At 67.5% G+C, this 19,997-nt stretch carries 19 protein-coding genes and 2 pseudogenes; 11 read left to right on the top strand and 10 right to left on the bottom strand.

Annotated features, from left to right (window positions below; genetic code table 11):
- Positions 1-4 precede the first annotated feature (4 nt).
- A complete protein-coding gene (locus ABZ818_RS11780; RefSeq protein ID WP_361413037.1) occupies positions 5-316 on the top strand; it encodes a YdeI/OmpD-associated family protein in 312 nt (103 codons plus the stop codon).
- Between the two features lie 157 nt (positions 317-473).
- Here the strand turns inward: ABZ818_RS11780 and ABZ818_RS11775 are convergent, their stop codons facing one another.
- The 5 genes from ABZ818_RS11775 to ABZ818_RS11755 form a co-directional block, all read right to left on the bottom strand.
- Positions 474-689: a hypothetical protein gene (locus tag ABZ818_RS11775; protein WP_361413036.1), complete on the bottom strand. Its 216-nt coding sequence runs from the start codon at positions 687-689 to the stop codon at positions 474-476.
- 315 nt (positions 690-1,004) lie between these two features.
- A complete protein-coding gene (locus ABZ818_RS11770; RefSeq protein ID WP_361413035.1) occupies positions 1,005-1,505 on the bottom strand; it encodes a hypothetical protein in 501 nt (166 codons plus the stop codon).
- Between the two features lie 25 nt (positions 1,506-1,530).
- Positions 1,531-3,741, bottom strand: coding sequence for a hypothetical protein (locus ABZ818_RS11765; protein ID WP_361413034.1), 2,211 nt, complete (start codon positions 3,739-3,741; stop codon positions 1,531-1,533).
- A gap of 1,238 nt (positions 3,742-4,979) precedes the next feature.
- On the bottom strand, positions 4,980-5,354 hold the full coding sequence (locus ABZ818_RS11760) for a fic family toxin-antitoxin system, toxin component (RefSeq protein WP_361413033.1): 375 nt from the start codon (positions 5,352-5,354) through the stop codon (positions 4,980-4,982).
- Positions 5,351-5,578, bottom strand: a complete 228-nt coding sequence (locus tag ABZ818_RS11755) for a hypothetical protein (protein WP_361413032.1) — start codon at positions 5,576-5,578, stop codon at positions 5,351-5,353. The genes ABZ818_RS11760 and ABZ818_RS11755 overlap by 4 nt, the downstream gene beginning before the upstream one ends.
- A 460-nt stretch (positions 5,579-6,038) precedes the next feature.
- On the opposite strand from ABZ818_RS11755, the gene ABZ818_RS11750 reads away from it, so the two are divergent.
- Positions 6,039-6,374: a transposase gene (locus ABZ818_RS11750; RefSeq protein ID WP_361413031.1), complete on the top strand. Its 336-nt coding sequence runs from the start codon at positions 6,039-6,041 to the stop codon at positions 6,372-6,374.
- 69 nt (positions 6,375-6,443) lie between these two features.
- Positions 6,444-7,235: a class I SAM-dependent methyltransferase gene (locus ABZ818_RS11745; RefSeq protein ID WP_361413030.1), complete on the top strand. Its 792-nt coding sequence runs from the start codon at positions 6,444-6,446 to the stop codon at positions 7,233-7,235.
- A 130-nt stretch (positions 7,236-7,365) separates the two neighbouring features.
- Here ABZ818_RS11745 and ABZ818_RS11740 read toward each other — a convergent pair whose 3' ends face one another.
- Complete coding sequence (locus tag ABZ818_RS11740; RefSeq protein WP_361413029.1) at positions 7,366-7,782, bottom strand: hypothetical protein; 417 nt, start codon at positions 7,780-7,782, stop codon at positions 7,366-7,368.
- A 350-nt stretch (positions 7,783-8,132) separates the two neighbouring features.
- Positions 8,133-9,620, bottom strand: a complete 1,488-nt coding sequence (locus ABZ818_RS11735; protein WP_361413028.1) for a penicillin-binding protein 2 — start codon at positions 9,618-9,620, stop codon at positions 8,133-8,135.
- Between the two features lie 364 nt (positions 9,621-9,984).
- On the opposite strand from ABZ818_RS11735, the gene ABZ818_RS11730 reads away from it, so the two are divergent.
- The 3 genes and pseudogenes from ABZ818_RS11730 to ABZ818_RS11720 all read left to right on the top strand — a co-directional run.
- Positions 9,985-10,593 carry a TetR family transcriptional regulator gene (locus ABZ818_RS11730; RefSeq protein ID WP_361413027.1) on the top strand — a complete coding sequence of 203 codons (609 nt, stop codon included), beginning with the start codon at positions 9,985-9,987 and terminating at the stop codon, positions 10,591-10,593.
- A gap of 1 nt (position 10,594) precedes the next feature.
- Entirely contained in the window at positions 10,595-11,536 is a 942-nt protein-coding gene (locus tag ABZ818_RS11725; protein ID WP_361413026.1) for a hypothetical protein, read from the top strand.
- A 108-nt stretch (positions 11,537-11,644) separates the two neighbouring features.
- A pseudogene (locus ABZ818_RS11720) lies at positions 11,645-11,754 on the top strand (IS630 family transposase); the annotation flags it as partial.
- A gap of 4 nt (positions 11,755-11,758) precedes the next feature.
- Here the strand turns inward: ABZ818_RS11720 and ABZ818_RS11715 are convergent.
- A pseudogene (locus tag ABZ818_RS11715) lies at positions 11,759-11,956 on the bottom strand (NAD(P)-dependent alcohol dehydrogenase); the annotation flags it as partial.
- Between the two features lie 506 nt (positions 11,957-12,462).
- On the opposite strand from ABZ818_RS11715, the gene ABZ818_RS11710 reads away from it, so the two are divergent.
- The 3 genes from ABZ818_RS11710 to ABZ818_RS11700 are packed head-to-tail and all read left to right on the top strand — an operon-like array spanning position 12,463 to position 14,944.
- Complete coding sequence (locus ABZ818_RS11710; protein ID WP_361413025.1) at positions 12,463-13,311, top strand: transporter substrate-binding domain-containing protein; 849 nt, start codon at positions 12,463-12,465, stop codon at positions 13,309-13,311.
- Positions 13,308-14,153, top strand: coding sequence for an amino acid ABC transporter permease (locus tag ABZ818_RS11705; protein WP_361413024.1), 846 nt, complete (start codon positions 13,308-13,310; stop codon positions 14,151-14,153). The genes ABZ818_RS11710 and ABZ818_RS11705 overlap by 4 nt, the downstream gene beginning before the upstream one ends.
- Entirely contained in the window at positions 14,150-14,944 is a 795-nt protein-coding gene (locus ABZ818_RS11700; RefSeq protein ID WP_361413023.1) for an amino acid ABC transporter ATP-binding protein, read from the top strand. The genes ABZ818_RS11705 and ABZ818_RS11700 overlap by 4 nt, the downstream gene beginning before the upstream one ends.
- A 292-nt stretch (positions 14,945-15,236) precedes the next feature.
- Here ABZ818_RS11700 and ABZ818_RS11695 read toward each other — a convergent pair whose 3' ends face one another.
- On the bottom strand, positions 15,237-16,433 hold the full coding sequence (locus tag ABZ818_RS11695; RefSeq protein ID WP_361413022.1) for an erythromycin esterase family protein: 1,197 nt from the start codon (positions 16,431-16,433) through the stop codon (positions 15,237-15,239).
- 58 nt (positions 16,434-16,491) lie between these two features.
- On the opposite strand from ABZ818_RS11695, the gene ABZ818_RS11690 reads away from it, so the two are divergent.
- A complete protein-coding gene (locus ABZ818_RS11690; protein ID WP_361413021.1) occupies positions 16,492-17,223 on the top strand; it encodes a TioE family transcriptional regulator in 732 nt (243 codons plus the stop codon).
- Positions 17,224-17,406: 183 nt separating this feature from the next.
- On the opposite strand, the gene ABZ818_RS11685 is transcribed toward ABZ818_RS11690, so the two are convergent.
- Positions 17,407-18,462: a zinc-dependent alcohol dehydrogenase family protein gene (locus tag ABZ818_RS11685; protein WP_361413020.1), complete on the bottom strand. Its 1,056-nt coding sequence runs from the start codon at positions 18,460-18,462 to the stop codon at positions 17,407-17,409.
- Between the two features lie 179 nt (positions 18,463-18,641).
- Between ABZ818_RS11685 and ABZ818_RS11680 the strand changes: the two genes are divergently transcribed.
- On the top strand, positions 18,642-19,910 hold the full coding sequence (locus ABZ818_RS11680; RefSeq protein ID WP_361413019.1) for an FAD-dependent oxidoreductase: 1,269 nt from the start codon (positions 18,642-18,644) through the stop codon (positions 19,908-19,910).
- Positions 19,911-19,997: the final 87 nt, after the last annotated feature.

Raw genomic sequence — 19,997 nt, 5'->3', positions numbered from 1 at the left:
GCAAGTGAATGTGGACAAGGTGGCGATGCTGACGGCCACGGGGAGGATGCGCGAACCCGGGTTGGCCGCGGTGCGCAGGGCGCAGGAGGACAGGCGATGGGCGGCGGCCTACGAGTCGCAGAAGATGGCGACGGTACCGTCCGACCTCGCGGTGCTCGATGCGAACCCTGACGCCAAGAAGGCGTTCGAGGCGCTCGACAAGACCGGACGCTACCTGCTGATCCTGCCGCTGCTTCAGGCGCTCACGCCGGAGGCCAGGCAGGTCCGGCTCGACAAAGCCCTGGACATGCTGGGGAGCGGCCTTCGGGATTCCTGAAGAACCATCGTGATCCCTGCACAAACGCACAGGCCGAGTGCGACGAGGCGCCTGGTCAGGCCCCATGCCGAGGAACCGAGGGGTATGGCGAACTCGCGATGCTCACCCGTGATCAGCGGACGGACACATACCCGTCCCCGGGGGTCGGGGATTTTGTTCAGCAGCGGTCCGCGCTGACCGGCCAGTACATCAAGCCGACTGGGCCGCCGTCCTGGTAGTCAGTGTCGATCGGGGTGTCGCTGGCGCAGACGACCCACTGACGGGAGTACAACCCGATCCGTACGGTGAAGAGTGTGGCGCCGTCACTGGGCGTGGTGTCGCGCATGGTGCCGAACACTCGGATGCGGCCGTCGTCCCAAGTGCACTGATTCATGCTGCCACTGAGCCCGGTCGTGGTCCCGTAACCGAGCCGGCGGCACTGAGCCGCGTCGGTCTGCGCTGCTGCGGTGGTGCTCGCGGCAGCAAGGGTGGCGACGGAGAGACATACCGACGCGACCAGTGCAGTCATGTGAAAATGTCTCATTTTTCCTCCGTTGGTGCGGACAGAAACCGAGCGGCTGTCGCTCGACTGCCGACAGGCTGGGCGAGAGTTTTGCGATTGAGAGAGGGGGCCGGCTGGGCTCTCGTGTCGTGCGGAGGGGGGCCCAGCCGACCGGCCTGGCCGAAGAGATGCGTCCTGCGAAAGCTCCTACTCGGTAACTTTGAGTTCGAGCTCGCAGTCCAGCGTCTGGATGTACGCCCGACCACCCTGCTCATATTCGAAGCGGCACTTACGCGCTGTCTCTTTCGGTGGTGCGATGATTTTCATTTTGGCCAGGTAGAAGATGGTGCTTTCTTTCCCTGCCGGAACCTTGACGGGCTGTGCTGCGTAGTTCTTCAGTTTCGCGAATTCAGGCGTGTACGGCCCGCCTTCCTTGGCCAGAACCGGGAGACCTTCGGTGTCGTTCAGGTCGTACGCGCCGTACTCCAGGACCTTGATGCCGGAAGGGATGTGCTCGACAGCGGCCTTCGTTATCTCGATGGGCTTCGAGGAGGTGTTGTACGGCACCGGGAGGGCGAAGTACCAGATCTCCCCCACACGGGTGTGCTCGTTGCCTACGGTGCCGCTCGACTGGGCACCGTCGACCGCGAGGGCGCTTCCTGGTTCCGCCTGTCCGGCCTCCTGCGCCGGCGAGCATCCGGCTAGCATGAAAGCGGCGAGGAAGGCAAGCGCCCTAGTACGAGTAGAAGACGCCGGGCTTGCCCGAAACCCTGTCATTCTTTCCCCAGATGTCGTGCCGCGCGTTCTTGTAATTTCCAGCTGTTATTCGCTGCTTGTGGTCCCGGTCGTACTGGGTGGACCCTCCCAGTTTGACGCCGTACGCGCTGACCGCCCCGGACCATTTGGTGCTGCGGTTCTTGGAGATCTGGAAGTAGGATCCCGCTTCCACCCAGGCGCGGTGCGTCTTGGGTGACTTGCTGTAATTGACGTCGCCGTCCCTGCTGCTCACGTCCTTGCCGGATTTGCCGACAACCCCGCCGAAAGGAACCTTGTACTTGCTGCCCATAATCTTGTAACGGTAGTACGTGTCGCGCCCGTAGTTGCAGGTCCACTTCTCCTTGATCTTCTTGTACTCGATCGGGACCTTCCACTGCTTGGCGAAGTATGGCCCCCTGTTCGAGTAGCCGGTGGCGGTGCCAATGGCCGAGCCGAGCGTCACGGAGCCTTCGATCGTCCACTTGGTTCCGGTCTTGACCGCGACCTCCACACTCGTGGACAACTTGGAGTCGTAGTCCACGGTTGCCTTCGCGTCCCAGTACGCGTGGCCCTCGGCGACGGTCGTGTACTTGATCTGCGTGCCGATGACCGTCTCGCTGGTCTTGTCGCAACCACCGTCCATGGGCGTGACAATCAGGGACTTGATGTCAACGCCGTCGACGACGTAGGGATCCCCCTGCGGTTCCCGGACGGTATCGCTCTGGTATTCGGGCAGCGGCTTGTCTCCGAGCGTGTCGACCGAGACTTGCTCGTCCCTCGAGGCCCAGCTCAGGTTTGTCTGTGCGACGGTCGGCTGAGCCTGTTCCTTGCGGAGGTCATCAGTGATAGGACGCATCTTGGAGGGCTCACTGCCGTCTTCCGCGGCGGCTGCCACGAGCGCGCGTGCCGTCGCCGGAGCTGTCGCCGGAGCGGCGGTCACCATGTGAGTGCCGCGCATCATGTGACCCGAGGACGTCTTGCCGTTGACACTGGCCATGGCGTTGATGATGCCCCCGTTGTCGGCGGCGGCCCGCTTCACGCTTTCGGGCAGTGTTGCCGGCAGGGGCACCGTCCAGGTGCCGTCCGATGCCGTCACGGTGGTGCCCAGCGTGATCAGCTGCACTTCGTCGGTGCTCTCACTCGTGACGTCGACGGCCTCGACCCTGACCGGCAGCCCTGCGGCAGGTCTTCCGTCGCCCAGAACGAACTCACCGGAGAACTGGGTGGGATTCTGGGGTGACGGGTCGGGAGACCCGTCGGTAACCGCTTTGGGCGGAGTCTCCGTCTGCGGAGGCACAGGTCCGACAGATGGCTTGATGTCAGGGGAGGGGCTCGCCAGGCAGGAGGCGATGTCGGCGTGCACATCACCGTATATACCGGCGCCCACCTCGGGATTGGCGATGTCCATGAGCGCCGTCCCGGTGTAGCTCGTGGCGATCCCGGTGTAGTCGGGGGTGTCTCCCACCGTGTAGATGGTGCCCGGACCGGGGCTCCACCCGCGCCTGGTCTTGGTGTCGACGCGCGTGACAACAGTGGTGGATCCGTTGGGGAAAGGTGATCCGGAGGCACTGTCGGAGTAGCGCCACGCCTTCACCTCGCCGTACCGGTCGGCCACACCGCGCCTCAGCGTGTAGACGACCTGCCCCGCGGACCACACGTCATCGGCCTGTGCGATCGCGGCGACGGCCGGATCGGTGCGGGGAACAGTCCTGACCTTCGAGATGGCCCCGGACCCGGACGACGGGTTGGCGACGGCGTAGACCTCCAGCGCACCATCCTGATGCAGAGCGAAGATCCGGTTGTCACCGGTGGACCACATGCGCTCGTACGCATTCCAGTTGCCCCCGTAATCCCGCACAGGGGTCAGCATGCTTCCACCGGTGGCGGAGTTGTCCTTGTACGTTTTCAGCGCACCTTCAGACGTTTTCACGTAGATGATGCCGCGACCGCCGGTGAAGAACTCGCTGTACTCCTCAAGAGGGGCCGTTTCCCCCGTGTCGAGAAGCACGCCGGCGGCGTTGCCGGTCAGGGGGTCCCAGTCCAGGTACTTCCGCAGCACGCCACCTGACTCGCTGCTGACGTCATGGACATATGTCGGGATGCCGCTCCTGCACGCTTCGGCGGCCCGCGCCGTGGGTGCCGAGAGGGCGGTCGGCACGGCGATGCTGCCGGCGAGGAGCGCCGTCACGCACACCGTGTGCACGGTGACGCGGCGGGAGGAGGATGGGGGCTTTGTTCGGTACCGACGATTCACTATCGTGGTCCTTCGGGTAAGTCGGTGCGGGCGCTGCCTCCGACGCACACTGATGGCCTGGAAACCGAGTGCGTCAGGTGGCGCCCGCGCCCCCGGATCGGTTCCGGAGGCAAAAGGACAGTAACCCTGAGTTTGCCCCCCTGCTAGATCATGCTGACCGCGCGGCCGAGAACACTCGAGATGGGCAAAGTGGACATACGGCTCTATTGATCTCGCGGCCGAGGGAAATTTGGGACTGACTCGCACCAATGGAAGCGCGCAGCATAAACGGAATGACTGATACCCGCCTCATTGGAACCTCATATTCCGCTCAAAACGCTGCAGGGCAAAGGCGTAACCACCCCTTATCGAGCCGAGGTCCTACATCACGGCCGTTCGGGACGGAGCCGAACCACCGGAAGAGCTGGCGAGCCTTAACCGGAACGAGGGGCGTTGCCCGCCTCTGTCGATCAAAGCGCTTGCTGGGCCGGCCCAGTAGCGGTTCGGCTGAGGGGGCCGGCGCCCAGGTCGTGTTGCTGGTCCTCGCCGGGGCCCGTCGCACCGAATCCGGCTGCGGAGCGGCCCTGAGAAGATAGTTCTGCTCAGGCACGCCCCCAAGCAGTGCCGCTGTGGCGGCTCTCGCTAACCTCCGGCACATGCCGCGAATAAACAGAATGAACAAAGCGCACATCGAGGGAAGCAAGCGCGCGCGAAGCTACGTTGGCGGGCTGCCAAGTCCAGCGAGAGAAGAGCTCAGGAGTGCGCTGGCCGCTCGCCGCGACCAGCGCACAGAAGATCGGGCCCGAGTCGTTGAGCGCGCGATTGCTGATGCATTCCCAGGTGGCCTTACAGGGGCGGAGCAACGTCTCTACAGCTCCATCAAGCCCTGGGACACAGTCCCCGAAAAACTGCTACGAGCAGCCATAGAGTCCCACGCCGCGAGGAAGCAAGAGGGAATGCTCAGAGGCATGAGCAGCACCGAGCGGCTTCAGTACAAAGCTCAACTGGAGCGAGGACGGTACGCGGGGAATCGGGTCTCGCGGTACTACTAAAAACCAAGGAGGGCTCCCCGGACGGCCATCTCTGCCCTGCGGATCTGCCGGAAGACGCCCACGGCCGCGGTGCGCCACGTCGAGCTCGACTCACTGCCGACCGCCCAGACCGTCGCCGTCCTCTGGCTGACCGCCGGGTGGTCAGCCCGCGATCCACTCCCGTCGGATCTCGTCGGCCAGGTCACGCAAGCCGAGCCCGTCACGAACCTGGGCGGCGAGGGCAACGGCGTCCTTCGGTTCGACGATCACCGTGAGTCCGCTCGCCGCCAGGTACGACGGGGCCGCGACCACGCCGAACAGTTCGTTGAAGGTCTCCAGCCCGGGCACTCGAATCAGTTGATGCATGAGTGCCGCGGCGCGGTGGTGCGGCTGGGTATAGACGAGGGTGCCCATCACCTCGTCGGTGTGTCGGGCGGCCGCGGCGGCGAGGGTGCCATAGTCGGTGACATCGGGGGCGCCGGGCAGGTTCTGGCGGGCAATCTCCAGTAGCCACCCGCGGTCAACGCGGAGGATCACGCGGCCGCTGCCCCGCGGTCGACCTCCGGGTAGCCGAACGCCTCCGTGAAAGCGGGGGTGAGTAGGGCTGTGAAGTGCTGTGCGGCCGCGAGGAATCGGCGCTTCTGCTCGGCCTCGGCGAGTATCTGGCCAGCGAACTCGGAGACCTCCATGCCGGCGGCCGCGGCTCGCTCCTCGATACCCTCGAAGGTGCCGTCGTCGACCTGAACCCTGATCTCCTTCATGCCCAGAAGCGTAGCCGTCTGGGCAGAGGCAGACAACGAAAACGGGAGCATGCCCCGGCCCGGCAGGATGGGCTACCGGTTGCTCTCGCCCGCGCTGGACGGCGACCCGCCCAGCTTCCACCCCGACGACCGGCGCCCGCCGGGCCGCCGCCCGCTGCCCCGCCGGAAGCTGCTGGAGCAAGTACTGCGTTCCCGATCTTCTCCGTCGTCCGCAGATCCAGGGCGTGAAAGAACTCCGCCCGCTGCTCCTCGTTCCCCAACTCCGCCAGGGCCTGCGGCCGGTACGTCTCCCAGTACTCCCGCGCCGGCTTCCCGGCCTCGGGTATGTAGTCCCGGGGCCGTCTCTGGCCGTCCGAGGGCGCACAACGGCGACCAACGCTGGCGTAGGCGGCTCCAGGTCACGGGACCCCGTCCTCGCTGTACAGTGCGGCCATGGACAAGGGGGCCGTGGGAACCGCTCTTGGGCCTGCTTGCCACAGCCCGGACCCGCCCGGACCGGGAACTGGTCCGCGATCTGCTGTACCGGTTCTGCCGACGCTGCGCCGACGCCGGCCTTCCCGAACTGCAGCGTCTGGCCACAACCGTCGAGACGTGGTGGCCAGAGATCCTGGCGCTCCTGTGTACCGGGATCACCAATGCCGGCTCCGAAGGCACCAACCGGGTCATCAAGACCGTCGCCCGCGAGCCTACGGTTCCGCAACCCCGTCAACCAGCGCTTACGCACCCGCTGCGCGACCACCCGGCGAGCCCGTGGGCACCTCGACGCCCGCTAATTTCGTTGAGCCCGCACCTGTGATCGTGTTGGCTAGCGGCACCGAACTGTCAGTACCGCTGGTGTCCGCTTGGCTGTAGCAGGGAGTTAAACGTGCAGGACATTGTCGTCGACCCCGGTGCCCATAATCGGGCAGCCTGGGACAAGTATGTCCAGGAGGGCAACGAGTGGTCGAGGCCGGTGAGTGCTGAGGATGTCGAGCGCGCCCGCATGGGCGACTGGTCGATTGTTCTCATCGGGCGTGAGCCAGTCGACCGCTCCTGGCTGCCGACGGACCTGACCGGCAAGGACGTGTTGTGCCTGGCCTCCGGCGGTGGCCAGCAGGGTCCGATCCTCGCCGCCGCAGGGGCGCGGGTCACCGTGTTCGACAACTCGCCCCGCCAGCTCGGCCAGGACCAGATGGTGGCGGCGCGCGACGGACTCGAGCTGCGCACCGTCCTGGGCGACATGCGCGACCTCAGCGCCTTCGGCGACGCAGCATTCGACGTTGTGTTCCACCCGGTCTCAAACGTATTCGTACCCGACTTGGCACCGGTGTGGCGTGAGTGCTTCCGCGTCCTACGACCGGGCGGAACTCTGCTCGTGGGCTTCCTCAACCCTGATGTGTACTTGTTCGACCACGAGGCCCTCGACGAGCGCGGCGAGCTGGTCGTCGTGCACAAGCTGCCCTACAGCGATGTCACGCAGTACTCCGCCGAGGAACGCGCCACGAAGTTCGGCGCGGATGCCCCTCTTGAATATAGTCACACCCTCACCGACCAGATCGGCGGGCAACTCGCCGCGGGGTTCGTCCTCACCGGCTTCGCAGAAGCACCGCACCAATCCAACGCATCCGCCCAATACATGTCGAACTATTTTGCGACGCTGGCGGTCAAGCCAGGCTGACCCAGCCGCGGCGCCGGCCGAGACGGCCGTGAACAACCAAATGCCATTCGAAGATTGGCCAGGGTTTATTCGATGTGGCCAATCTCCGACTGGCCAAGTGGAGCGCTGTGCCAGCCGCCCCCCTCTGACTTCACCGACCCCCGTACCCACGGGCCTGGACAGTCCGATACCATTCCTGCGCCGTTTTGTGGTTGCCGTCCCGTGTGTTCACGCACCGGTACTGGGTGTAGTGGCGCGGACTGTGGTGGTCGCGGTCGTACACCTTCTTGAAGTGGCCGCGGGCCTGCCCCCACCCCTTGATCCAGCCGTTCAACGGCGCGTCGTTGGTGGAGCCGAACGACCCGTAAATCCAGTGGTCGCGCTCGCCGCGCACCTTGATGGCGAACGCGGCGTGCCCGATGCCAGCCGCCCCCTTGGGCGCGACGAACATGCACGCCCGCCCCAGCGACGCTGCCACGGCGGGCGCAGGGGCTGCGATGGCGAGCAGTGCGGCCGTGCTCGCCAGCGACACGGCCAGACGGGCCAGAGGCCTTGCGAAGATCCTCAATGCACTTCCTTCCGTGAGGGCTTCTGCCCAGGTCATACACAGGAAGGCGCAGGCCGGTCGGGATGTTCGCGGGCCCGGCTCACCGAGATCGGCAATCCGGGCCCTTGTCCTGCCAGTCAGCCCCTACGCTGACGGAGCCGTCCCAGCGGTCATCCCCCGTGCTGCTGGGACGGCTTCGACGCGGTCGGCGTACACCCGGTAGGCCTTGCGTCCGGCCGGGACCGCCCCGTCGACGGCGAGGACGGCGCACGCCTCCATTGCCGCCTGGTGGACGCTGAGCGGTGCGGTGACCCGCAGCGAGTACCCCTTGCCCCGCCGGATGGTCCGGCCGTCGCGCAGCGCGAGCCTCGCTACTTCTGCAGCACTGCCTTCATGACGCTGCGGGCGATGGGAGCGCCGAGTCGGCCGCCCGAGATGTCCTGGCGGGAGATGTCCATGCCGGTGGGGTCAATGAACACGGCGACGGCAACCGAGGCACCGTCAGGCCTCTTGCCGTAGGAGACGAACCAGCCGTACGGCACTTCATCCGCGACGTTCACGCCTCGCTGCGCGGTGCCGGTCTTGCCGCCGACAACGATGCCGTCGATCAGCGCGCGCTGGGCGCTGCCTTCTTTGGCAGTGTGCTCCATCATCTGCTGCACCTTCTGGGCAGTGGGGACGGAGACGGCCTGGCTCATGACGGCCGGCTCAGTCTTCTCCAGGGTGCTCAGGTCCGGTCCGCGGATCTCGTCGACGATGTAGGGCTGCATGAGTTTGCCGTCGTTGGCCAGCGCCGCGGTGACGAGGGCCATCTGCATGGGGGTGCTGGTGAGGCTGCCTTGCCCCATGCCGGTCAGAGCGGTTCCTGGCTTGTCCAGGTCCTGCGGATAGATGCTCTTCGTGGCGCGCAGGTCTCCGAAGTCCGGCGAGTAAACGTCCTCGTTGAACCCGAATTTCTCCGCCGTCTCGCGCATCCGGTCCTCCCCCAGCTTGGCGGCGGCGTCGAGGAAGACGTTGTTACAGGAGTACTGCATCGCGGTCTTCATGGAAGCCTTGCCGCAGACCGCGTCGCCGGCCTCGCTGCCGATCCGGTTCGTCGACTGGGGCAGCTGGTAGGGGGAATCCGCCTCGCTCGGGGCGTCGATGTCCGTGACCACGCCGTGCTCAAGGGCCGCGGCAGCCGTGAGGATCTTGAACGTGGATCCGGGTGGATAGGTCTCCCGCAGCGGCCGGTTCGCCAGCGGCTTGCGCTTGTCCTTGTCCAGGGCCACGAACCTGTCGGACTCCTTGAAGGTGTTGCCCGCGAACACCGACGGATCGTAGGACGGCGCCGACGCCAGGGCCAGCACCTTCCCGGTCCTCGGGTCCAGAGCGACAACAGCCCCCCGCGCACCCTTCAGACCGGTCAGCCCCTTATAGGCCGCCTTCTGCGCCCGCGGGTCGATCGTGGTCACCACGGCCCCAGTGCCACGGTCCTTGCCCGTCGCCACGTCCAAGAAGTGTTGGAACGCCAGACGGTCGTCCTTCCCTGACAGGATGCCGTCATAAGTCTTCTCCAGCAGCGACATGCCCTGCGCCTGTGACGCAAAGCCGGTCACCGGCGCGTACATCGGCCCATTGACGTAGGTGCGCTTGTACTTGAGTTCCCTGCCCGCGACCGCCTCGGACCCCGTCACCGCCTCGCCACCGACGATGATGTCACCCCGCGGAGAGGCGAACCGTTCGATCAGCACGCGGCGATTATTCGTATCCGACGCCAGCGCCTCAGCGTCCACGTATTGCAGCCAGTTCGCCCGGATCAGCAAGGCCAGCATCAGCAGACCACAGAAGACAGCAACCGCCCGCAAAGGCCGGTTCATGGCCGGCCTCCAGCTGCGAGCCCGGGCATCGTGGCCGTAGTCAACTGAGCAGTTCTCAGGCGAAGCCTGACGGATATGAGGATGGGTAGCGCCATGCGAGCACCATAGCCCCACGTTCGCACATGAGTTCGGGCTCCCCTACCCATCCGCGGGCCGCTGGCAGCGGCTGATGTAACGCAACGCGCCATACCCCGGCTACCAGGGACTTCGTCACGCTACCAGGCCAACTGGCAGACTCTCGGGGAAGGTTGGGAGAGGCTCACCGCCCTGCTGCGGAAGTCGCCAAAGGCTGTAGGGGACATGGCGATCCACCCCATCTCCAGACCCGGTTCAATTCTGAACCGGGTCTGGTTATAGTCTCCCTATGGCAGGGCTTCGCGAGCGCAAGAAGGAACAGACGAAGCGGCGCATCACCGCTGTGGCATTGCAGTTGTTCGCCGAGCGCGGCTTCGATGCCGTGACGGTCAGTGAAATCGCCGAGGCCGCCGAAGTCGCCAAGGCCACCCTCTTCACGTACTTCCCCAGCAAGGAGTCGCTCGCGCTGCAGGGCGTGGGACAGGAGAACCTGGCCGAGATCGTCACCCGGCGGCCGGCAGGGCACTCCCCGCTCCAGGCGCTGCAGGCCCACTATGAGGCGTTCGCGGACGGGCACATGGCAGCGATGGACCGGGGCGAAGTGCTCGCCCAGATGCGCGTGATCTTCGACAGCCCCGCGCTCAGCGGAACCGCGAACGCCCTGCTCTACCAGCAACGCCGGGCGCTCGCCGACGTACTGGCGGAGGAGTACGGGAAGACGGCGGCCGCACTGGTGGCGGCTCAGATCGCTGCGACCGTGCTCACCCTCCGGGAGTCCTTCTTCCGCCTCCTGGCCGGCGGCACATCACCACAGCAGGCGGCCCGCGCCCTGGTCAAGGACACCGAACTCGCCTTCGCCCTGCTGGAGCATGGCGTCCATCACCTGAAGGGGCAGTGACATGCGCGCACGGGGCATCAACTACGACACCGGGTTCCTCCCCGGACAGGACCTCTCCCGCAAGACCTTCACCCACGAAACGGTCCGGCATGACATGGCGGTGATATCCGACGAGTTGCACTGCGATGCCGTACGCGTCTCCGGCCGTGATCCCGAACGGCTGAGCATCGCCGCCCGCTATGCGGCGGCCGCCGGCCTCGAGGTGTGGTTCGCCCCGTTCCCCGTCGACCTTCCCGCCGACCGGCTGCTGTCGTTCTTCGCCGACTGTGCCCGCCGGGCCGAAGCCGTACGACGGAGCGGTGCCGAAGTGGTGTTCGTCGCGGGCTGTGAGATGAGCGCGTTCTGCGGCGGCTTCATCCCGGGTGACACCTACGGCGACCGTCTGCGGGCCATGGCTGAGGCGGACATGGAGTGGTGGAACGGCCTTGGCCCGGTGCAGGAACGTCTCAACGTCTTCCTCGCGCAAGCCGCCGAGACGGTACGTGCCCGCTTCGGCGGGCGCATCACGTACGCCTCGGCTCCCTGGGAGTTCGTTGACTGGCGTCCGTTCGACCTCGTCGGCATCGATGCCTACCGCGCCGCGTACAACGCCGACACCTTCCGGTCCGAACTGCGGGGACACCTCGCACAGGGCAAGACCGTCGCGGTGACCGAGTACGGAACCTGCGCCTACCGGGGCGCGGGCGAGCGCGGCGGCTCGGCCTGGCAGGTGCCGCACGACGCGGTGCCGGACGAGGACGAGCAGGTTCGCTACCTCATCGAGCTGCTGGACACCTTCGAAGAGGAAGGGGTGGACACCGCGCTCTGGTTTACCTTCGCCGGTTACAGCAGGCCCGGAGACGCGGATCTCGGCTCCTACGGCGTGGTCCGCATGCTCGACGAGACCCGTTGGAAACCGAAGAAGGTGTTTCACGCGATGGCGGCCAGGCACCGCCGCGGCTGAAAGGCAGGACACCCGCCGCCGACCGCACCAACGTTCGTGCGAGGCGAACCCGTCCCCGGCCGGCTCGTCTTCCACGTCTTCGCCGCCCTCACCGACTTCATCCGCGCACTCATCCACAACCTGTCCGCCCACAAGAACGACGAGATCCGGCGTTGGGCGAAGAAGCACCGGGGCGAGTTGTGCTTCACCCCGCCTACGCGTCCTGGGCCAACCCGATCGGCACTGCGGACGGCTCAGTCCCATGCCTCCCATCAGCCGCGCCGCGTAAGGGTCGCCGCGCATCATGTGCCAGTCGTAGGGGTTGAGCGCGGCAGCGTGCACACGAACCAGCACCTGGCCGTCCCCGGCCCGGGGACGGTCGACTTCCTGGAGCCGCAGGATGTCCGGCGGCCCGTACCGCTCCTGGAGCACTGCCTTCATCGCCCTGCCCCCCATCTCCTCGCGACCCGTCACGACCGGCACATGTCCGCCGCGCGGGTGAGGGCAAGGTAGGCGTACGCGGTACGGCCGTCAATGGCCACCGGCCGGTAGTGGACGCCGTGCTCCGTGGGTAGGGCTGCGCGCCGTGCAGCGTCACACGGGTCTCGCGCCCGTTGCGTGTTGAACGGACTCAGGTACCCGTCCACGTGCGCCGCCCGGACCCGGCCGTCCGCGAGCGGCGGGTGCGGAGCGACGCGCCAGTTCGCGCAACTCGGCGGGGACGCCCCGATCACGAGCGGCTCCCGCGCCCCCGTCGGGGCCGGCCCGGTCGTCAAGTCGATCCACTGCTCGCCGTCGGCTGAGACCGACGGGATGCTTCCGCATCCGGCCGGTGACATCCCGTAAGACGGTACGGGCCCGGAATTTCCCATGCCTCAGGCTTGTTTGAGGGGGTCAAAGATCTTCTTATAGTCTGCATCCGCACGTCCCCCACAGAGAGGTCCCCCGTGAACACGCTCCTCGGACGCCGGGTCCGCATCCTGGCCGCCATCACCGCGACGGCCGGGGCGGTGCTCGTGGCAGGCTGCACATCGAGCGGCAGCGGCGGCACGGGCAAGTCGGCCGACGGCGGAGTCGACCTCGTCAAGGCGGGCCGGCTCACGACCTGCACGCATCTGCCGTACCCGCCCTTCCAGTCGGAGGTCGACGGCAAGGTCCAGGGCTTCGACGTCTCCCTGATCGACCTGGTCGCCCAGGACCTCGGGGTGAAGCAGCAGATCCTCGACACGCCCTTCGAGAACTTCAAGACCGGTGCGTTCCTCAACTCCGGCGAGTGCGATCTGGCCGCCGCCGGCATGACCATCACCGCCGAGCGCAAGAAGAACGTCGACTTCTCCGACCCGTACTTCGACGCCACCCAGGCCGTCCTGGTCGACAAGAAGAGCGGCATCACGTCCCTGGACGATGTGAAGGCCAAGGGCAAGAAGCTCGGTGCCCAGGCGCAGACCACCGGGGAGGACCATGTGCGCAAGCAGGGCTTCGACCCCGTCTCCTTCGAGTCCTCCGACGCCGTCCTCAACGGCCTGCGCACCGGACAGGTCCAGGGGGTCGTCATCGACTACCCGGTGGTCCAGGGCTGGCTCAAGGACAAGGCGAACGCCGACGCCTTCAAGGTGGTCGGCAACCTCGACACCGGTGAGCAGTACGGCTTCACGGTGAAGAAGGGCAACTCCGAACTCCTCGCCGCGATCAACAAGGCGATCAAGGACGCGAAGGCCGACGGCACCTACAAGAAGCTGTACGAGCAGTGGATCGGCCCGTACACCCCGTCCGCCGCCTCGCCGTCCGCCTCATGAGCGAAACCACCGGCACCGCCGGCGCCGAAGTACGGTCCCGCAGAAGGCGCCTGACCCGGAGCCGGCGGCGCACGCTCTCGCGCGGCATCCAGTACGCCGTCTTCGTCGCCGCCGTGATCGCCTTCGCGGCCACGGCCGACTGGGGTCGACTGCAAAACCAGTTCGCGCAGGCGGACATCGCGCGTCGGATGTTCCCGGACGTCATCACCCTGGCGCTGAAGAACACCGTGCTGTTCACCCTGACCGGCTTCGTCGTCGGCCTGGTCCTCGGCATGGTCATCGCGCTGATGCGGCTGTCGTCCGTGGGTCCCTACCGCTGGGTCGCCGGGGTCTACATCGAGATCTTCCGCGGTCTGCCCGCCCTGCTGATCTTCATCTTCGTCGGTGTGGCCGTGCCGTTGGCCTTCCCCGGCACGGAGATCATCGGGGGAACGTACGGCAAGGTGGCCCTGGCGCTCGGACTGGTCTCGGCCGCGTACATGGCGGAGACGATCCGCGCGGGCATCCAGGCCGTGCCCAAGGGACAGATGGAGGCGGCCCGTTCGCTGGGCTTCTCGCCGGCCCGGGCCATGATCTCCATCATCGTTCCGCAGGCGTTCCGGATCATCCTTCCGCCGCTCACCAACGAACTGGTCCTGCTCTTCAAGGACTCCTCGCTGGTGCTGTTCCTCGGCGTCACGCTGGAGGAGCGCGAACTGTCCAAGTTCGGCCGGGATCTGGCCAGCCAGACCGCCAACTCCACACCGATCCTGGTCGCGGGCCTGTGCTATCTGCTGGTCACGATCCCGCTCGGGTTCGTGGTGCGCCGCATGGAGGCCAAGGCCCAGGGAGCCGTCAAGTGAGCACTGTCCCCGAGATACTCGTTCGCGGCCTGCACAAGTCCTTCGGGGACAACGAGGTGCTGCGCGGCATCGATCTGGAGATCGGCCAGGGCGAGGTGGTCTGCGTCATCGGACCCTCCGGCTCCGGCAAGTCGACCCTGCTGCGCTGTGTGAACCTCCTGGAGGAGCCCACCGAGGGACAGGTCTTCGTCGGCGGCACCGAGGTGACCGACCCCGATGTGGACATCGACGCCGTACGGCGCCGCATCGGCATGGTGTTCCAGCAGTTCAACCTCTTCCCGCACCTCACGGTGACCGAGAACCTCACACTGCCGCAGCGCCGGGTCCTTCGACGGGGCAAGGCGCGGGCCGCGGAGATCGCCGCCGAGAACCTGGAGCGCGTGGGCCTGTCTGAGAAGGCGGACGCCTATCCCTCCTCCCTCTCCGGCGGCCAGCAGCAACGCGTCGCCATCGCCCGCGCGCTCGCCATGGGCCCCGAGGTGATGCTCTTCGACGAACCGACATCCGCGCTCGACCCCGAGCTGGTGGGCGACGTCCTCGCCGTAATGCGCATGCTCGCCGACGAGGGCATGACGATGATGGTCGTCACCCATGAGATGAGCTTCGCGCGGGAGGTCGCCGACCGGGTCGTCTTCATGGACGGCGGGGTGATCGTCGAGGACGGCACACCGGACCGGGTCATCGGGAACCCCGCTCATGAACGCACCCGGCACTTTCTGTCCCGGCTCCTGGACCCCGCGAAGGCGCAGGTCGAGGAGGAGAAGGCGGACCGGGCGGGCGACAGCGGGTAGCACCGAATCAAGGTGCGGTACACGAGTGATCGCGCGGTGCCGCACCTGAAGGGACGGATGCTCGTCGGACCGCAGGAGGCCCGCGACGAGCTGTGGGTGGTCGGCGGCCGGATCCGACGCCTGGGCAGCGAGATCCGGGCCGGGTCAAGCCAGTTCAGCGGGCTCCTCGACGCTGCACATGCCGCTGGTGGGCCGACTTCCGGCTCACCAGCAGCGGCCGCGCCCCCCTCCGGCTGCTTGGCCTCCTGCTCGCACAGCATCCCCCTGACGAGCCGAAGCCATAGCGCTGTGGCTAGGGGACGTCCTTGACGAACACGATCGCTTCGCTGTCCGCAAGTTGGGCCGGGTCGAGTGGGGAGTAGCCGAACCAGGGGGATACGCGGGGCGCGGGCGGGGTGTCGCCGAGGGCGGTGGCCAGTCGCGGGGCGTCGATGACGCAGCGGTCCTCCGGAAACGCGTACAGGAGCCCTTCGACGGTGTCCGCGGGCGGAGCGTCCACGCCCTGGTGCCGGATGGTGCCGAGGGCCGTGGCCACGAAGGCGTACTCCTCGCCGAGTTGGCCGCTCACCAGCGCACCGGCGCTCCACCACTCCACCGGCCCCTGCCACATCTGCATCGTGCTCTTCTCCCGCTGGAGGTGGGAGTTGTGGGCGTGGACGAGTGCCGGGCCGCGAGCGGCGACGGCGAGGAGGTTGTGGGCCATCATCACATCCCGCAGCGCGCACAGCCGTGTCATGCGGGCCGGTGAGGCGTCGGCCATCCAGTAGTGGTAGCGCAGCAGGCCGGTGGCAGTGCGCCCGTACAGGCGTGCCCGGTGCCAGTCGTCTTGCGAGGTGGTCGCGAGCAGGTGGGGTGTCTGCGCGTCGAGCAGCGCCACCAGATCGTCGGCGAGCAGCCGTAGCTGCCTGGCCTCGGCCGACTGCCCCACGGAGTGGGCCGGGTCCATCATCGCGGCGGGATCGGTCCACAGGTCGTCGGCGCCGAGCAGGCGGTCGAGTGTTTCCCCGGTGCAGGGGAGCAGGTCCGCGTCCACCCGGGCTGAGAGGTAGTTGTGGAGTGCGGTGAGGGCCTGCCGGGGACTCGCGGCGCCGGTGATTTCCAGGGGGCCGTCGAAACCGGTGAAGCGGAGCCGCTCGGACTGGGGCTGGCCGGCGTTGTAGGCGCGCATCCAGCGCACCAGCTCGCGGTTGGCCGCAAAGGTGCCCCAGCCATGGCTGAATCCGCGTTCCATGGCGTCGTCGAGGGTGCCCGTTCCCGACGTGACATGGTCGTCCACGACCAGGCCCTTCAGGCAGTCGCTCTCGATCGCGATCGTCCGGTACCCCTCCTGCTCGACGAGTTCCTGGAAGAGCTCGTTGCGCAGGGCGAGCAGAGCGTCCTCGCCGTGGGTCGGCTCGCCCAGGGCGAGCAGCCGCGGGCGGGCCGGGAGCAGCCTCATGACGGCCGCCGCCTCGACGGCATGGGCGGTGTCCTTGATGTCAGTAGCCATGCCTTCAACGGTATCGTTGAAGTCTCGGTTGAAACTTTTCTTCGATATCGTCGGCTCCATGGGGAGACACTCTCAAAACGGTGAGCGGCTCAGGCCGGTTGATCTGGCACGCGGGCACGGTCTGTCCACCCAGGCGATCAGGAACTACGAGGAAGCCGGCATCCTCCCGGCCGCCGGTCGCACACTCCACGGCTACCGCACCTATACCTCACTGCACGCGGGGGCCCTGCGCGCGTTTCTTGCCCTGGTGCCCGGCCACGGCCACCGGACGGCGACGTCGATCATGCGCGCGGTGAACGAGGGCGCGGCCGAAGAGGCGTTCCGTCTCATCGACGAGAGCCACGCACAGCTCCTCGACGACCGGCGAACTCTCCGGGCCGTGGAGAGCGCCCTCCGTGACCTGGAGTCCACCACGGCATCCGAGCAGGCCGTGGTATCCGGGCCCGCCGGCACGTTCATCGGACCGCTGGCGGAAAAACTCGGCATCCGGCCCGCGACGCTGCGCGCATGGGAGCATGCCGGGCTGGTGCGCCCACGCCGCGACCCGCGGACCGGGTACCGCGTCTATGACGAGGCCGACGTACAGGACGCCCGGCTGGCCCACCAACTCAGGCGCGGCGGCTACCTGCTGGAGCAGATCGCCCCGCTGATCGCCCAGGTACGGGCGGCCGGAGGGCTGGAGCCACTGGAGGCCGCCCTGAGCGACTGGCACGGCCGGCTGTCCGCCCGCGGGCGGGCAATGCTGACCGGGGCCGCCGAGTTGGAGGCGTACCTCCGCAAGCACGGATGAGACTACGGCCGTCAGTTGAGAAAAGAGACTCCGAGGGCAGACATACCCGGGCGTGCCACGGTACCGGTGAAACAGACCCCGGTCTCGGGATGCGCGTCGGCGGCCTCGGCGGCGTACGACAGCACCGTCCCGGACACCATGATCCATCAGCGGGTGAGGCGCCGGCCGGGTCCGCTGCGGTGGTCACCTCTGCGGATCGATAAGGATCTTCCCTGCGGGTCCGGCTGCCGGGCCTTTGAGGTGGCCGGCGAGTTCGCTGAGCCCGATGCGTTGCCCGACGGCCGTGCGCAGGCGTCCGCGGCGCAGGCTCTCGAAGACCGGCGCGAACAGCCCGGACAGGTGCTGCCCGCCGTCCTTCTGAACGATGTCACGCAGACGGAAGAGCTCCACGCGTACGTCCCTGCGGCCGGTGAGGCACTCCGCCGAGAGCGGCGTTCCCGACAGCAGGCCGTAGTGGACGAACACACCGCCGCCGGCCGTCAGCGTGAACACCTCTTCGCCCACGCCGCCACCGACGCAGTCGAAGGCCACATCGGCGCCGTGGGGGCCGATCACCGACCGCAACTGTTCGCGCCAGCCGGGCTCGTTGGTCCGGATCACGGCCCGCCACCGGGACGGCTCGGTCACAGTCCGCCCCGGCGTTCCCCGCACGACTCCGACCGGTGCGACACCACGATCGGTCAGGAGTTCCGCCAGGTGTCGGCCGATGGCCGATGTCGCCGCAGTGATCACCACATTCCGCACGCCCGGCCGACAGTACCGCTCGACCATCGTGACGGCCGTCAAGGGGTTGATGTAGGCGAAGCAGGCGACCTCATCGGGAAGGTCGTCCGGCACAGGAACACACCAGGAGTAGTCGAGTCGCTTGTACTGCTGCCAGGCCCCGGCGGACCCCAGTGGCAGGAAACGCCGGCCCACCGCCGCAGCAGGCACGCCCGGACCGGCGGCGTCGATCACACCCACACCCTCGAACCCCGGAACCATGGGAAACGAAGTCCGCGACCCGTAGGCACCCGAGACGGTGACCTCGTCCGAGGGATTGACGGTCGACGCGACCATGCGCACCACGACCTCACCCGTGCCAGGATCCGCAGGCCCGTCCACATCACGCAGGGCCAGGACCTCGGCAAGCGGTCCGGGCGAGCCGGCAACGGCAGCCAGCACCAACAGTCTCCCTACCGTGCACCCATCAGGACACCTCATCCTACGAACGAACCTCGACGACACGAACCCAACCATTGATCAACTTTCAGTCGTCGCTTTCCAGGGCACCGACACGCGGCTGTGCGGCCGGTCGCCGCAGTCGGGGCGCAAGGCCTGACAGCGTGGGGCTTCGACGCAACCGGCATCACATACCCCCGCCCCGATCACCCTTGGTATAATGGTCTGACATTAAGGGAGTCGAGAGGGGCCACGGAATGTCGGGTGGAACGCTCATCGTCGGCGCCAGCCAGGCCGGACTCCAACTTGCCGTCTCACTCCGGCAGTTGGGAGACACTGAGCCGATCACCCTGGTGGGCGAGGAGGCCTATCCGCCGTACCAGCGGCCGCCCCTGTCCAAGGATTTCCTGGCCGGAGAGACGGACCTGGAGTCGCTGGCCCTCCGCGTCCCGTCCTACTACGCCGATGCCGCCATCGACCTCGTCAGTGGCGAGCGCGTCACCGAGGTCGCCCTCTCCCGTTCCGGTCCCCCCGGCTCCGGTACCGCGGCGACCCCGAGCGGACGCGCCTTCACCTTCGACCGCCTCGCCCTGACGGTCGGGGCCGGGCCCCGACGGCTCGCCGTGCCCGGCGCCGACCTCGACGGGATCCGCTGTCTGCGCGACCGGGACGACGCGGCGGATCTGCGGCAACGCCTGGGCTCCGGGTCCCGGGTGGTGGTCGTGGGCGGCGGCTTCATCGGGCTGGAGGCGGCCGCGGTCACCCGCGCGCTCGGCAAGGACGTCACCATCGTCGAAGCCGCCGATCGGCTGCTCTCCCGTGCGGTGGCGCCCGTGGTCTCGGAGTTCTACCGGCGGGCCCATCTCCGCCGCGGCACCCGGGTCCTGCTGTCCGCGGTAGTCGCGGGATTCGACGGCGTCCATGGGCGAGTCACCGGGGTGCGGCTCGCGGACGGCACGACACTTCCGGCCGACCTCGTCCTCGTCGGTGTCGGGGTGCTCCCGCGTACCGAACTCGCCGAACGCCTCGGGCTGGAGTGCGATCACGGCATCGTCGTCGACGGCCGGGCACGCACCAGCGATCCGCACATCGTGGCAGCCGGGGACTGCACCGTGCGGCCGCACCCCGTGACGGGCCTCGGCCGCGTACGGCTGGAGTCCGTGCAGAACGCCGTCGCCCAGGCCACGGCCGCCGCCGCGTCGCTGCTCGGCCGACCGGCACCGCAGCCCGCGGTGCCCTGGTTCTGGTCGCACCAGGGCGACCTCAAACTGCAGATCGCCGGTCTGTCGGGCGGCTACGACCAGCATGTGGTGCGGGGCGAGCCGGACAGCGAGCGGTTCTCCGTCCTGTACTACCGGCAGGGCGAACTCCTGGCGATCGACGCCGTGAACAGCCCCGCCGACTACATGGCGGTACGCAAGGCCCTCACCCAAGGGGCGACCGTCCCGGCCGGCGTCGCGGGAGACCACGGCACGCCCCTGAAGGCACTGCTGACCACCCATCCGGCCGCGGTGCCCTCCTCCTGAGCACCATGTGTCCTCACCGTCCTGGGCGAGGACACACGAAGGGGCGTGAGGCCGTGTGCCTCACGCCCCTTCTGCTCCAACGACGGC

The organism is Streptomyces sp. NPDC047453 (genome assembly GCF_040643155.1).
Classification (GTDB): domain Bacteria; phylum Actinomycetota; class Actinomycetes; order Streptomycetales; family Streptomycetaceae; genus Streptomyces.
This window is presented reverse-complemented; position numbering and strand designations above follow the sequence as displayed.

Bases quoted from the DNA above. Each gene is read 5' to 3' on its own strand.
- ABZ818_RS11775 (WP_361413036.1), bottom strand. From the start codon at position 689: ATGAATCAGTGCACTTGGGACGACGGCCGCATCCGAGTGTTCGGCACC.
- ABZ818_RS11770 (WP_361413035.1), bottom strand. From the start codon at position 1,505: ATGCTAGCCGGATGCTCGCCGGCGCAGGAGGCCGGACAGGCGGAACCA.
- ABZ818_RS11755 (WP_361413032.1), bottom strand. From the start codon at position 5,578: ATGAAGGAGATCAGGGTTCAGGTCGACGACGGCACCTTCGAGGGTATC.
- ABZ818_RS11735 (WP_361413028.1), bottom strand. From the start codon at position 9,620: ATGAACCGGCCTTTGCGGGCGGTTGCTGTCTTCTGTGGTCTGCTGATG.
- ABZ818_RS11730 (WP_361413027.1), top strand. From the start codon at position 9,985: ATGGCAGGGCTTCGCGAGCGCAAGAAGGAACAGACGAAGCGGCGCATC.
- ABZ818_RS11725 (WP_361413026.1), top strand. From the start codon at position 10,595: ATGCGCGCACGGGGCATCAACTACGACACCGGGTTCCTCCCCGGACAG.
- ABZ818_RS11705 (WP_361413024.1), top strand. From the start codon at position 13,308: ATGAGCGAAACCACCGGCACCGCCGGCGCCGAAGTACGGTCCCGCAGA.
- ABZ818_RS11695 (WP_361413022.1), bottom strand. From the start codon at position 16,433: ATGGCTACTGACATCAAGGACACCGCCCATGCCGTCGAGGCGGCGGCC.
- ABZ818_RS11690 (WP_361413021.1), top strand. From the start codon at position 16,492: ATGGGGAGACACTCTCAAAACGGTGAGCGGCTCAGGCCGGTTGATCTG.
- ABZ818_RS11685 (WP_361413020.1), bottom strand. From the start codon at position 18,462: ATGGTTGGGTTCGTGTCGTCGAGGTTCGTTCGTAGGATGAGGTGTCCT.
- ABZ818_RS11680 (WP_361413019.1), top strand. From the start codon at position 18,642: ATGTCGGGTGGAACGCTCATCGTCGGCGCCAGCCAGGCCGGACTCCAA.